This window comes from Tenacibaculum haliotis (genome assembly GCF_025215075.1).
Taxonomy (GTDB): domain Bacteria; phylum Bacteroidota; class Bacteroidia; order Flavobacteriales; family Flavobacteriaceae; genus Polaribacter; species Polaribacter haliotis_B.
Genome location: NZ_JAOBTH010000027.1, coordinates 301983 through 316204 on the forward strand (window position 1 = coordinate 301983; position 14222 = coordinate 316204).

Here is a 14222-nt window from a genome sequence, read left to right on the forward strand (position 1 = left end):
AATCAAAAAAAATTACAATGTTTTTAACAATGATACTACTGATGGATATAGAGAAATATCAGCTTCAAAATCAATTTCTTTTACTTTTAAAGTTTTACTACCAACAGCAATTAATCTATGTTCTGTTCCCTTAATAATATCATTAATTTCCTGAAAATAACTTACAATCTTGTCATCATAAGGTTGAACAGTTAATGATGTTATAAAGCAAATTTTAGTATCACTTTCAAAAAAATAATCAAGATTACTTAATGGCAAGCTTTGCCCTAGATAGATTGTTGAATTTCCCCTTAAAACAAGCTCATAGTTTAAATACATCAACCCAAGCTCGTGTATCTCATTTTCTGGCAAAAATAAAACATAAGTAGTCTCTGAATTAATGACAGAATACTCTAATTTCTCTGTGTTAATTTGAATTTTTTGTGCAATTAAATTAGCAATAAAATGCTCATGTGAAGGCAACAATGTATCAGTTTGCCACAATAAGCCTATATGCCCTAAAAAAGGGATAAAAACATCCTTAAAAATCTCTCTAAATGTTTTTTTATTTAACAGCTTATTATACGTGCTATTAAACAAGACTTTATCAAACTGAAACATAGAGAGCTTAAACGAATTAATAGCCTCATCATCAACAGCCACTTTAAATGCCAACTCTCTTGCCTTAACAATAATCGTTTCATTAGACATTTCAGCTATTTTAGAAATCTTATGATTATTTATATTTAACAAAACAACATTTAATAATTTCTGTAAATTATCTGATGAATAATATCGAATATTAGTATCTGTTCTTTCTGGCGATAATAACCCATATCGTTTCTCCCAAATACGAATAGTATGTGCTTTTACTCCTGAAATATTTTCAAGATCTTTAATTGTAAAAGAATTTTTAATATTGTTCAATTTATACCTCTTTTAATTAAACAAAGATATCTTTTTTATCTCAAAAAAAGTTTACTAATTATTGCTAACGATTTTATCTTTATTTTTGAACTGAATTTTATCTTGCATCAATGATTCTTCACACTCAAATTCCTTTAAAAAAACAACAATTACATCAAATTAACTACAACTCGAAATTCTTGTTATTGGGTTCTTGTTTTTCAGAAAATATTGGAAATAAATTAGCGTATTACAAATTTCAATCCGCAGTAAATCCGTTTGGTATTTTATTTCAACCTAAAGCGATTGAAACACTAATTACAAATGCTATCAATCAGAAAAAATATAGTGATGAAGACATTTTTTTTCATAACGAACGCTGGCATAATTTTGAAGCACATTCTTCCTTAAGTTCTACGGATAAAAACGAAATAACAAACAATTTAAATACTGCCAATACAGCAACACTTAACTATTTAAAAAAATCGACTCATATTGTAATAACATTGGGGACTTCATGGGTATATCGCTACATTGAAACGGATACTATTGTTGCCAATTGTCATAAAATTCCACAAAAAAAATTTTTAAAAGAAATTTTATCTGTCGAAGAAATTACGGAAAGTTTAGAAGCGATTATCGCCTTAATTAAAACAACAAACAACAAGGTTTCTATCATTTTTACCGTTTCGCCAGTTCGTCATTTAAAAGATGGTTTTATAGAAAATCAACGTAGTAAGGCGCATTTACTTTCGGCGATTCATCAAATTATTGAACCTCGAAATAACACGCATTATTTTCCTTCATATGAAATTATGATGGATGAATTACGAGATTATCGTTTCTATGCAGAAGATATGATTCACCCGAATAAAACAGCAATTGATTATATTTGGGAACGTTTTTCTGAAGTTTGGATTTCTGAAGAGACTCAACAAACCATGAAAGATGTAGCAACTATTCAGAAAGGATTAACGCATCGTTCTTTCAATCCTACTTCTGAAGCGCATTTAAAATTTTTAAAAAACCTTCAACAAAAAAAGGAAACACTTGAAAAAGCATTTCCTTTTATGAAATTTTTATGATTATCCGTACTAAAATGTAATCGTCAACCTGAGCTCGTCTCAGCCTCTCATCAAAAATCACTATGTATTATAATGAGATTCCGAAATAAATTCGGAATGACGTTGAAATTATATTTTTTACTTAAAACGGAAATTCAATATGTTTTTTAGTTATTTAACCAAATACTGATCTACATTTTGCCAAGGCCCACCGTTAATCACATCAATTCCTTGATTTGCTAAAAACTGCATTGCTTGTCCGCTTCTTCCGCCACTTTTACAAACCGCAATTACTGGTTTATTCCAAGATTTAATCTCCTCTACATTTACGGGTATTACAGTTAAAACAATATGTTTTGCTCCTTCAGAATGCCCTTCGTTCCACTCAGCTAAAGTACGTACATCTAAAACTACTGCATCTTTATCTAAATATTCTTGTATTTCGTTTGCCATGTTTTTCTTTCTAAATAAATTAAATAATCCCATCCGTTTGCTATTATTAAGACAACAAATGTAATCCGTTTTCAATTAAAGTTCTGTAACTCTTGTTACTTTTTAAACTTGTTAAATATTCTTTAAGTTCTGTTTTCACTTTAAAATTTTGCTTTAAAGCCAATTCATACAATTCTAAAGACAACAACCAATCCTCTTTAAAATCGTTTTTTAGTTTTGTAAAAACTACTGATATTTCTTTTTCTGAAACCTCAGCAGCATTTCTCATTTTTCTCACTTCATCATATAACCTATATAATTCTTTTTGCGAAGAAGTATATGCTATTTTATGTGTTTTTGTTTCTGATACTTTCCCTAAGTTCTCGAAAGAAGCTACATCCGCAGGTCCTGAATATGCAGAAACCACTTCTTTACCAATTGCCATGTCATAAATTCCCCATGCTGGTTGAAATAAGACTTGCTCTTTATAAGTAACTGTGCAATTTTTTAAAGAAACTATTAGAATTTTACCTCTTAAATCACGAGTACCTGTAATTACTTTTCCTTTTACAACTACACCACTTTCAAACTCTAGCATTAAATCTTCGCCTTCATAAATTCCGTATGCTTTTAAATCACGCGGACTCATGTCTTCAATATGTAAATTGATCCCTTTTAATTTCCCTACTGGACATCCAAAACCTTCGGCGTGGTATGTAATTCCATGCCCTATCAATTCTTTATCTCTATTTGCTAAAGCTGTTGGACCTGTAGTTTGCATATACGCCACTTTCCCTTTTGCATCTTCAATTACATTTGTAAATATTCCTGACACTTGAATTCCTGTGCTTAGTTCTATGGTTCCTAAATTGTTAGAATCAATTAATTTTTGAACCCCTTTTAAACCACCTGTTCTAAGCGCCATTGTATTTGCAAATTCATTTAAAACCATGCTTAAATGTGCAAAATTAGGCGTTACAAATAATTGCGGTTGTGGTTTTGTTATATCAAAACTCATATTTGCAGCATCAACAGAATAGGCTACTTTTTTAACCTCTTCTTTCATACACCACATACTTTCTCCTATTGATGACAATAAGCCTGCTCCGTATATCTTCGGATCATCGAGTTCACCAATTAAACCATACTCAACAGTCCACCAGTGTAAGTTTCTTATTTGTGCCATTTCTGACAATTCACCCATATTATCTTGCAGCCACTCTACTTTTTCTTGAGCTTCATTAATTTCTTTTTCTGTTGAATTTGGATTCTCTTTTAAAATAGATAATAATCTAATTGCCTCATACATTTCATAATCTTTCGATGATGAAATTGCCTTAGATCCTATTTCTCCAAATCGACGCAAATATTCAGAATATTCAGGATTTGCTATAATTGGCGCATGCCCAGCAGCTTCATGAATAATATCTGGCGCAGGTGTATATTCGATATGATTTATGGTTCGCATATCCGAAGCAATTACCAATACATTATAGGCTTGAAACTCCATGAATGCATTTGGCGGAATAAAACCATCAACCGAAACTGCAGCCCAACCGATTTCTTTTAAAATACGATTCATGCCTTCCATATAAGGAATCGTTTCTAAAGAAACACCTGTTTTTTCTAATCCTTTTAAATAAGAAGTATGAGCAACTTTACCTAAATAATCAACATTCATACGCATTACATAACGCCAAACTGCTTGATTTTGGGCTGTATATTCGTGGTACGGTTGTTTAACTACAAATTTATGTAAGTGTTTCGGTAATTTTTTAGTTACTTCATTTAACTCAAAATGAGATTCCATATTGTTGTTTGTTTTGCTTGGTAAATTTAAGTTTTTTATAGTTCACAAAAAATCGATATTCGTTAAATTATATATTTTGTACATTTACTTTTATCCTAAAAATAAAAACTATGAGAAATCGCGGGAGTTTAAAAATTAGACTTTTAATTGGTGCTGCCATTGCACTCTTCGCTTTAATAAAATATTGTGCTAGTTCTGAAACGAATCCGTACACTGGAAAAACACAACATATTGCTATTTCTCCAAAACAAGAAATTGCGATTGGGTTAAGCAGTGCACCGCAAATGACACAACAACATGGTGGCTTATATCCGAGTCAAAAATACCAAGACTTGGTAGATCACGTTGGTAAAAAATTACTTAAAAATAGTATTGCTAAAAACTCTGGTTATCCATTCGATTTCCATTTACTAAAAGATGAACGAACTATTAATGCTTTTGCATTGCCTGGCGGACAAGTATTTATCACTTTCGCATTATTTTCTAAGCTAAAAAACGAAGATCAATTGGCAGGGGTTTTAGGTCATGAAATTGGTCATGTTATTGGGCGTCATTCGGCTGCTCGCATGGCAAAACAAGATTTAACGCAAGGCTTACTTTCTGGTGCCTCGGTTGGTTTTGACCCTAGTACCGCGCAGGGAATGACATCTATTGCAAATGTTGTTAATATGAAATATGGTAGAGATGATGAATTAGAAAGTGATGATTTAGGTGTTAAATTAATGGTAGATGCTGGGTACAATCCTGAAAGTTTAATTGGCGTGATGGAAATTTTAAAACAAGCTGCTGGACCTAACAGAACTCCAGAATTTCAAAGCACACATCCAGATCCTGAAAATAGGATCGAAAAAATTAACGAAGCTATTCGTAAATACAGAAAATAATTGCGATAATACTACATAATAAAATTAGACCTCACAGGTTTTAAAAACCTGTGAGGTCTTTTTGATAAATTAAAAAAACACAAACTACTTTAGATTAAAATGAATAAACAACAAGTAAACTTAGCCCTGATTGAAGCATTTGTTTGAGCTCTTTTTTATTTTTCTTAAAAAAAGCGAGTGCAGAAAGCAGGAAACAGCTTCGCCTTATATATAGGAAACAATCGATTTCGTTATTTTTTAAAAAAGAGGTAAAAATCTTTCTTACTTTTGTTTTTCAACACACAACAAATGAACAAGAAAGTAATTTTAATGATTCTTGATGGCTGGGGAATTACCCAAGACCCGAAAGTATCTGCCATATACAACGCCAAAACTCCTTTTATAAATTCGTTATATGATAAATTTCCGCACGCCGAATTACGTACCGATGGCGAACATGTAGGTTTACCCGAAGGACAAATGGGAAATTCGGAAGTTGGACACATGAATTTAGGTGCTGGTAGAATTGTATATCAAAACCTTGCTAAAATTAACAAAGCGATTGATGATGGTACTTTAGCCCAAGAAACGGAATTACTAAATGCTTTTGAATATGCTAAAAAAAATAATAAAAATGTTCATTTTTTAGGGTTGGTTTCTAATGGCGGTATTCATTCTCACATCAATCATTTAAAAGGATTGCTTAGTGCTGCTGACAATTATAATTTAAAAAATGTGTTTCTTCATGCTTTTACTGACGGACGAGATTGCGACCCAAAATCAGGAAAATTTTTTATCAATGACATTGAAGAACACATGCAAAAAACTATCGGAGAATTGGCTTCTATTACGGGTCGTTATTATGCAATGGATCGTGATAATCGCTGGGAAAGAGTACAGTTAGCTTATGATGCTTTAATTAATGGTAAAGGTGATTTTTCTTCGGATGCTTCTCAAAGTATTCAAAACAGCTATAATGAATCGGTTACTGATGAATTTATCAAACCAATTATTATGGTTGATGAAAACAACCAACCTAAAGCAACCATTAAAGAAGATGATGTGGTTATCTTTTTTAATTTTAGAACCGACAGAGGTCGTGAACTAACCGAAGCTTTAAATCAAAAAGATTTTCCTGAACTAAACATGAAAAAAATACCATTGTATTTTGTTACCATGACAAATTATGATGAAACTTTTAATAATATTAAAGTTATTTACAATAGCGACAATATTGAAAATACCTTAGGAGAAGTTTTAGAAACGGCAGGAAAAACACAAATTAGAATTGCTGAAACAGAAAAATATCCGCATGTAACATTTTTCTTTTCTGGTGGAAGAGAAAAAGAATTTAACGGTGAAAAACGATTATTATGTCCATCACCAAAAGTAGCTACCTACGATTTACAACCAGAAATGAGTGCCTTTGAAATTCGTGATGCCATTGTGCCTGAGTTAAAAAAAGGAGCAGTAGATTTTGTGTGTTTAAACTTTGCCAACGGCGATATGGTTGGTCATACTGGTGTTTTTAAAGCAGCTGTAAAAGCTTGTGAAACTGTTGATAATTGTGTAGAGAGTGTAATCACCAACGCTTTAGAAAACGATTACACCACTATTTTAATAGCCGATCATGGTAATTGCGAAACAATGATGAATCCTGACGGAACTCCTCATACCGCACACACCACAAACCCTGTACCTATGATTTTAATTGATAAAGAGTTAAAATCTATAAAAAATGGTGTTTTAGGTGATATTGCACCAACTATTTTACGACTAATGAACGTAGAACAACCTAAAGAGATGACTCAAAACTCACTTATTTAAAATATTATTGATGAAAAAAATTATTTACATATTAATTGCCTTATTTATTGTTTCATGTGCACCAATCCAAAAAAAAGCATCTGCTGTAAAAGATAAAGATGGTAACTTAGTTGGCATTGCTACTAAAAAAGATTTTCAACAAGAGCCTTACGCTTCTGAATGGTTTAATGACTTTTATAGTTATTATGAAGTAGACGAAAATATTACCAATCAATTAAAACCACATTTAAAAGACGTTACTATTAAAGGATTTATGGGAACCTGGTGTGGCGATAGCAAAAGAGAAATACCTAATTTTTACAAATTATTAGATAAATCTGAATTTAATTACAAAAACTTAGAATTAGTAACCGTAAATCGCCAGAAAAAAGCAAACGGATTAGAAAAAGGATTTAATGTAATTAGAGTGCCAACCTTTATTTTTTATAAAGATGGTAAAGAAATTGGGCGTTTTGTAGAGCATGCTGTTGATAATAGTACGATTGAAGAAGATGTTTTAAAAATAATTTCTGGTAAACCATACACCCATCCATATCAAAAATAACCGTAAATTTGCGCTTCAATATTTTTTAAGATGATCATATCAAAAACTAGAGAGGAAATAGAAATTATGCGCGAAAGTGCATTAGTAGTATCAAGAACCTTAGGAATGCTTGCCAAAGAAGTAAAACCTGGAGTTACTACTTTACAACTTGATAAACTTGCCGAAGATTTTATTCGTGAGCAAGATGCTATTCCTGGTTTTTTAGGTTTGTATGATTTCCCGAACACACTTTGTATGAGTCCGAATTCACAAATTGTTCACGGAATTCCAAATAAAAACCCTTTACAAGAAGGTGACATTATTTCTATTGACTGTGGTGCTATTAAAAATGGTTTTTATGGCGATCATGCATATACTTTTGCTGTAGGTGAAATTGCAGCCGAAACAAAAAAACTTTTAGACGTTACAAGAGAGAGTTTATATGTTGGTATTCGTGAACTAAAAGTTGGTAATCGTGTTGGTGATGTTGGTTTTGCTATTCAAAATTTTACTGAAAAACATGGCTACGGAGTCGTTCGTGAATTGGTTGGTCATGGTTTAGGGCGCGTAATGCACGAAGATCCTGAAATGCCAAATTATGGTCGTAGAGGTCGTGGTAAAAAATTTATTGAAGGGATGGTGGTTGCCATCGAACCTATGACAAACTTAGGTACTCATAAAATACTACAACATAACGACGGTTGGACAATTACTACTTTAGACGGTAAACCTTCTGCTCATTTTGAACATGATGTTGCTATTGTTAATGGGAAACCTGAATTACTTTCTACATTTAAATATGTACACGAAGCCCTAGGTATTGAAACTAACGAAGAAGACGAATTTAGAGCTTAATAATTATGAAGTTAAAATACATCATAACACTTTTTGTAATCGGAATTATTTTAATTACTCTTGGAGCATTATTTAAAGTGATGCACTTAATGGGCGGCTCACAATTATTAACCGCAGGAACAGTTTTACAAATAATTGCTTTCATTTTATTTATCATAAAATTGTTTACCAACAAAAAATTTAAAGACACTTTAAATCAATAATTGAAAGTTTTTAAATCCATATTAAATACCATTCCCAGGCCTTTATTAATTAAAGCGAGCTATTTGGTTCGCCCAGTAATTGCTTGGTGGTTAAAAGGCGATAAATTCACCGATCCTATTGATGGAAAATCATTTCGGAAATTTTTACCGTATGGCTACGGTGTACAACGAGAAAACGCGCTTTCACCTTCTACATTATCTTTAGAAAGACATCGTTTATTGTGGATCTATTTACAAAATGAAACTGATTTTTTTTCTTCGGATAAAAAATTAAAAGTGTTACATATTGCTCCAGAACAATGCTTTTTAGATATTTTTAGAAAACAGAAAAACCTAGAGTATATTACTTCAGATTTAGAATCGCCAATTGCAGATGTAAAGGCTGATATTTGCGATTTACCCTTTAAGGATAATGAATTTGATGTGGTGTTTTGCAACCATGTTTTAGAACACATTCCTAATGATACAAAAGCAATGCAAGAATTGTATCGCGTAATGAGAGTTGGCGGATTCGGAATTTTTCAGATTCCACAAGACTTATCAAGAGAAAAAACTTTTGAAGATGATTCTATTACCGACCGTAAAGAGCGTGCCGAAATATTTGGACAGTACGATCATGTTCGTGTGTATGGGCGTGATTATTTTAACAAGCTTCGTTCCATAGGTTTTAAAGTTGATGAAGTTGATTTTACAAAAAAAATCACTCCAGAAAAACTAGAACGATTTGCTTTAATGAAAGGCGAAATTTTGCCTGTGTGTTTTAAAGGTTAATTCACGAACTCTTTTAATTTATTATTTTCATCATTGTACAATAAAACCACTTTTAGCTCTGGGTGTTTTTGTAAAAATATTTTTGTTTTTTCCAAACCCATTGCTAAAAAAGCAGTTGCATATGCATCTACGTCAGCACAATCTCCTTTTAAACGAACGGAAACACTTAACAAGTTACTCTCAGAAGCCAATCCTGTTTTCGGATTTACGGTATGCACTATTTTTTCTCCTTTAGCATTTACTTTAAATTTTCTATAATTCCCAGAAGTAGCCATTGACTCATCATCTAGCATTATCACTTTCTGAACTGATCGAGTTCCATCTACATTAGGCTTTTCAATAGCAACTTTCCATAATTTTGAATTCTTTTTTCCTCTTGCTCTTATCTCACCTCCTATTTCTATCAAATAATTAGTCACTTTTTTACTTTCTAAAAACCAACCAATAACATCAACACCATATCCTTTAGCAAAAGCATTCACATTAAATTCAATATGATTTGAATCACGATATACTTTACTATTTTTAAGCATTACCTTATCAAAACCAACACCAATCATCAGGTTGTTGATTTCTTCGGATGATAAATTTTTAATTTCATTACCCGAACCAAAACCATAGGCATTGATTAATTTGCCTATTGTTGGGTCAAAATAACCATCCGTCTCTTTATATATTCTTTTCGCTTTATCAAAAACATCTATAAACATAGCATCAACAACAATAGTTGAATCTCCTTTGTTAATTTTAGAAATATCAGAAGTAGGCATATATGTTGATAATGATTTATTCACCAAATAAAATAAGCTATCAATCGATTTTTGATAATCAACACCGTTTAAATAAGTAATATGATAAGTTGTTCCGAAAACGAAACCTTCTAACTTAACTTCACCAACCCACTTTTCTTGTTTACAAGCTGTTAATAAAACGATTATTACTGCAGCGGCGTAAAATATTTTTTTAATCATCTTTTTTAAATTTGTTGACAAAAATAATCGATTATTACTTCATAAAAGATTGTTAATTCTCTTTTTTGTAACTTCATTTTTATAAATTTGTCTTACTATTACACAAATAACCCTCACACTAAAAAACAATATAAAAATGAAAAAAATATTTTTATTTCTTACAACCGCATTTTTAATAACATCTTGTGCTTCTACAAAAGAACTAGAAGCTATAAAAGCAAAACATGAACAAACAAAAGAAGAGTTGGTAGCTGTAAAAGCGAACTTAACAAAGTGTTTGGTTGAAAAAGAAAGCTGCGAAGACAAAGTTTCTACATTAAAATCATCTGTAGGTGATTTAAAAGCGGATAAACAAAACACACTTCAACAAGTAGAAAACTTGACTGTTTTAACAAAAGGAGCTAATGATAATATTAAAGAAACATTAACTCAGTTAAGTAAAAAAGATAAATACATTAATAGAATTAGAGCTGCTGCCTCTAAAAAAGATTCATTAAACTTAGTGGTTGCTTTTCATTTAAAGAAGGAATTACAACAGGGTATTGATGATGAAGATATTCAAGTTAATGTTGAGAAAACAGTGGTTTTCATCTCTATTTCTGATAAATTATTATTCAAAAGCGGAAGCTATACTATTTCAGAGAAAGCTTCAAAAGTTTTAGAAAAAGTAGCTACAGTTGTAAACGGTCAGCCAGAAATGGATGTAATGATTGAAGGGCACACAGATAACACTCCAGTATCAAAAGGATCTAGCATCAAAGATAATTGGGGTTTAAGTGTTTTACGTGCAACTTCTATTGTTCGTGAATTACAAAATAAATACAGCGTAGCACCTAGCAGATTAATTGCAGCAGGTAGAGGTAGTTATGTACCTTTAACTACAAACGACACTCCTGAAAATAAAGCAAAAAACAGAAGAACAAAAATCATTATTCTTCCTCGTTTAAATCAATTTTTTGAATTGTTAGAGCAAAAAGCTGAGTAATCACAAACTCTCATAATATTAAAAAGACTACTCTAACGGGTAGTCTTTTTTTATTCAAAAAAAGTAACGTTCTTTGTGTTCTAGAACCAAATTTATCATGCTAAATATTATTTTACCGAAGAGATTTCAACTATTAAAAACATTTAGTTTAACTATTTTATTTTTTGCATTTATAGTTCGATTTGTTTTATACATTTTAGCTTTTAAACACATCGATTTTTCGTTAATAAAACTAATGAAAATATTTTTTATTGGCTTATTTTTCGACATCAATAATCTACTTTATTTAATTAGTATCTATGCAATATACCTACTAATTATTCCTTCAAAATTTCACGGGAGTTTACTCGATAAAATCATTACCAAATTCTCTTACGGACTTTTCTTATTTGTTTTTATTTTTTCTTTTTTAGCTGAAATTCCTTTTTGGGACGAATACCAAAGACGTTATAATTTTATTGCCGTTGATTACCTTTTATACACCTATGAGGTTATTGAAAATATTCATCAATCGTTCCCTTTACCCTTATTGATTGGGATTATTGTTTTAGTATTGGTTTTTAGTATTCGTTTCGCATCAAAGAGAAACGCTTATAAAAACACTTTTAATAATTCCGACACTTTTAAATCGAAACTTATTCCTACATTAATCATATTAATTAGTTTAGGTTTTTGCCATAACTACATTACAAATAATAATGCAGAAGCATTTACAAGCATCAATGAAAACGAACTCGCTAAATCTGGCATGTATTCATTTTTCGCTGCTTATGAAAGTAATGAACTGGACTATAACGAGTTTTACGCAACACTTCCGAAGAAAAAAACGTACAAATTACTTTCAGAAAACATAAAAGCATCTAACGACAGCTTACTAGCAAAAGATAACATATACCGATATACAAAAAACGACAGCACAGAACTAAAACCTAATGTAATTTTCATAGGCTTAGAAAGTATCAATGCTCGTTTTATGCAAAGCTTTACAAGTACAAAAAACTGGACTCCAACCTTAGATTCACTAGCTAATAACTCAGTATTCTTCACAAGTTTATATGCTACAGGAACAAGAACTATTAGAGGTATTGAAGCTATCAGTTTAGCTATTCCTCCAACACCTGGCCGAAGTATTGTTAAACGCGAAAACAATGATAATTTAGCTACTATTGGTGATGTTTTTAAACAAAAAGGGTATAGCAGAACTTTCTTTTATGGAGGTGATGGTCATTTTGATAATATGACAAATTATTTTAGCTACAACGGATTTGATATTGTTGACAGAAGAAAATCACATCGTTTAAAAGAAGAACTACCTACTAATAGAACACGCATTGAAGATGATGAAATGACTTTTGAAAATGCTTGGGCAGTTTGTGATCAAGATCTTTTTAATAAAGTATTAAAAGTTACTGACGAAAAAGCAAAAAGTAAGCAGCCTTTTTTTAGTTTTATCATGACAAGCTCAAATCACAAACCCTATACATATCCTGATAATGTTGTAGATGTTCCTTCAGGGAAAAACGTAGAAGGAGCCATAAAATATTTAGACAAAAGTTTAAATGAATTCTTAACAAAAGCTAAAACAAAAGCTTGGTATAAAAACACAGTATTTGTTATTATGTCTGATCACTGTGGTTTTAGTGCTGGTAGAACTGAAATAAACGTAAGAAATCATCATATTCCTGCTTTCATTACCAATTTAAAAAACCAAACCCCAATTAAAATAGATAAATTAAGTTCTCAAATAGATATATTTCCAACCCTATTCGGATACTTAAACTGGTCTTATAACACGAAGTTATTCGGAACAGACATCAATAAAATGCAGCCAGAAGATGAACGCGCATTTATAGGAAATCATCGTAAGGTAGGTTTATTAAAAAAAGAGAAGTTATTACTATTAGAAACCAACAAAAAACATAAATCGTACCGTTGGAATAAAGATAAAAATGAAATCACACCAACAAAAACAGATTCTTTATTCTTAAACGAAACAATCTCCTATTATCAAGCCGCTTTTGACCTATTTAAAAACGGAAAATTAAAAGTTAAAAATTAAACTAACACGCTATTTGTCAATCAAATAATTAACCGTACATTTGCAGACCTTTTTTAAGGATAAATTAATATATTAATAAACAAAAACTAATCGTGTAATTATGAACACATTAAGTTACAAAACGGTATCAGCAAACAAAAACACTGTTAATAAAGAGTGGGTTTTAGTTGATGCGGACGGGCAAACGTTGGGTCGTCTAGCTTCTAAAATAGCAATGCTAATTAGAGGTAAGTACAAGCCAAATTATACTCCTCACGTAGATTGTGGAGACAACGTGGTTGTTATCAACGCAGAAAAAATTGTTTTAACTGGTAAAAAGTGGACTGACAAGTCTTACATCCGTCACACAGGATATCCAGGTGGACAAAGATCATTAACTGCTACAGAAATGTTCGAAAAAGATCCTACAAGATTAATCGAAAAAGCAGTAAAAGGAATGTTACCTAAAAACAAATTAGGTAGTGCATTATACAAAAACTTGTATGCTTATGCAGGTACTGAGCACCAACAAACTGCTCAAAACCCAAAAGCTATTAACCTTAACGATCTTAAATAATGGAAACTGTACACAAAATAGGTAGAAGAAAAACAGCTGTTGCTCGTATTTATCTTTCAGAAGGTAAAGGAAACATTACTGTAAATAAAAAAGAGTACAAAAACTACTTTACAACAGGAACTTTACAATACAAGATCCAACAACCTTTAATGTTAACTGAGAACTTAGAGTCTTATGACATTAAAGTAAATGTATATGGTGGTGGTATTACAGGTCAAGCAGAAGCAATTCGTTTAGCAATTACTAGAGCATTAGTAGCTATTAACGAAGAGCACAGAGCTGTGTTAAAGCCAGAAGGTTTATTAACTCGTGACCCTAGAATGGTTGAACGTAAGAAATTCGGTCAGAAGAAAGCACGTAAGAAATTTCAGTTCTCTAAGCGTTAATATTTATCAATGCTTTGCAAAAAGCTTTGGTT

Annotated in this window: 15 protein-coding genes; 11 read left to right on the plus strand and 4 right to left on the minus strand. The window is 31.4% G+C overall.

The features are described from left to right. Window positions 1-12: 12 nt before the first annotated feature. Window positions 13-906 carry a MerR family transcriptional regulator gene (locus N2251_RS09035; RefSeq protein ID WP_260586403.1) on the minus strand — a complete coding sequence of 298 codons (894 nt, stop codon included), beginning with the start codon at window positions 904-906 and terminating at the stop codon, window positions 13-15. Window positions 907-1016: 110 nt separating this feature from the next. Here N2251_RS09035 and N2251_RS09040 point away from each other — a divergent pair, with 110 nt between their 5' ends. Then, on the plus strand, window positions 1017-1970 hold the full coding sequence (locus N2251_RS09040) for a GSCFA domain-containing protein (RefSeq protein ID WP_260586404.1): 954 nt from the start codon (window positions 1017-1019) through the stop codon (window positions 1968-1970). A 150-nt stretch (window positions 1971-2120) separates the two neighbouring features. Here the strand turns inward: N2251_RS09040 and N2251_RS09045 are convergent, their stop codons facing one another. Both N2251_RS09045 and N2251_RS09050 read right to left on the minus strand, forming a co-directional pair. After that, the gene (locus N2251_RS09045; protein WP_260586405.1) at window positions 2121-2402 is read right to left on the minus strand and encodes a rhodanese-like domain-containing protein; all 282 of its coding nucleotides are present in this window, start codon (window positions 2400-2402) and stop codon (window positions 2121-2123) included. Between the two features lie 46 nt (window positions 2403-2448). Next, a complete protein-coding gene (locus tag N2251_RS09050) occupies window positions 2449-4191 on the minus strand; it encodes an aromatic amino acid hydroxylase (protein WP_260586406.1) in 1743 nt (580 codons plus the stop codon). 110 nt (window positions 4192-4301) lie between these two features. Here N2251_RS09050 and N2251_RS09055 point away from each other — a divergent pair, with 110 nt between their 5' ends. From N2251_RS09055 to N2251_RS09080, 6 genes are all read left to right on the plus strand, one after another. Further along, window positions 4302-5075 (plus strand): M48 family metalloprotease, encoded by a 774-nt coding sequence (locus tag N2251_RS09055; protein WP_260586407.1) that lies wholly within the window; start codon window positions 4302-4304, stop codon window positions 5073-5075. A gap of 288 nt (window positions 5076-5363) precedes the next feature. Continuing rightward, window positions 5364-6881, plus strand: a complete 1518-nt coding sequence (gene gpmI, locus N2251_RS09060; protein ID WP_260586408.1) for a 2,3-bisphosphoglycerate-independent phosphoglycerate mutase — start codon at window positions 5364-5366, stop codon at window positions 6879-6881. A 10-nt stretch (window positions 6882-6891) separates the two neighbouring features. Further along, entirely contained in the window at window positions 6892-7425 is a 534-nt protein-coding gene (locus N2251_RS09065; RefSeq protein WP_260586409.1) for a TlpA family protein disulfide reductase, read from the plus strand. Window positions 7426-7455: 30 nt separating this feature from the next. After that, window positions 7456-8259, plus strand: coding sequence for a type I methionyl aminopeptidase (gene map, locus N2251_RS09070; protein ID WP_260586410.1), 804 nt, complete (start codon window positions 7456-7458; stop codon window positions 8257-8259). A 5-nt stretch (window positions 8260-8264) separates the two neighbouring features. Then, complete coding sequence (locus tag N2251_RS09075) at window positions 8265-8462, plus strand: gliding motility protein GldL (protein WP_260586411.1); 198 nt, start codon at window positions 8265-8267, stop codon at window positions 8460-8462. Next, window positions 8463-9233 (plus strand): class I SAM-dependent methyltransferase, encoded by a 771-nt coding sequence (locus N2251_RS09080; protein WP_260586412.1) that lies wholly within the window; start codon window positions 8463-8465, stop codon window positions 9231-9233. Here N2251_RS09080 and N2251_RS09085 read toward each other — a convergent pair. After that, a complete protein-coding gene (locus tag N2251_RS09085) occupies window positions 9230-10204 on the minus strand; it encodes an FAD:protein FMN transferase (RefSeq protein ID WP_260586413.1) in 975 nt (324 codons plus the stop codon). The two genes, N2251_RS09080 and N2251_RS09085, sit on opposite strands and share 4 nt — an antisense overlap. A gap of 136 nt (window positions 10205-10340) precedes the next feature. Between N2251_RS09085 and N2251_RS09090 the strand changes: the two genes are divergently transcribed. From N2251_RS09090 to rpsI, 4 genes are all read left to right on the plus strand, one after another. Then, entirely contained in the window at window positions 10341-11189 is an 849-nt protein-coding gene (locus tag N2251_RS09090; RefSeq protein WP_218771515.1) for an OmpA/MotB family protein, read from the plus strand. Window positions 11190-11424: 235 nt separating this feature from the next. Beyond that, window positions 11425-13248, plus strand: coding sequence for an LTA synthase family protein (locus N2251_RS09095; RefSeq protein ID WP_260586414.1), 1824 nt, complete (start codon window positions 11425-11427; stop codon window positions 13246-13248). Window positions 13249-13348: 100 nt separating this feature from the next. Then, the gene (rplM, locus tag N2251_RS09100) at window positions 13349-13804 is read left to right on the plus strand and encodes a 50S ribosomal protein L13 (RefSeq protein ID WP_028888421.1); all 456 of its coding nucleotides are present in this window, start codon (window positions 13349-13351) and stop codon (window positions 13802-13804) included. Next, window positions 13804-14190, plus strand: coding sequence for a 30S ribosomal protein S9 (gene rpsI, locus N2251_RS09105; protein WP_028888420.1), 387 nt, complete (start codon window positions 13804-13806; stop codon window positions 14188-14190). The genes rplM and rpsI overlap by 1 nt, the downstream gene beginning before the upstream one ends. Window positions 14191-14222: the final 32 nt, after the last annotated feature.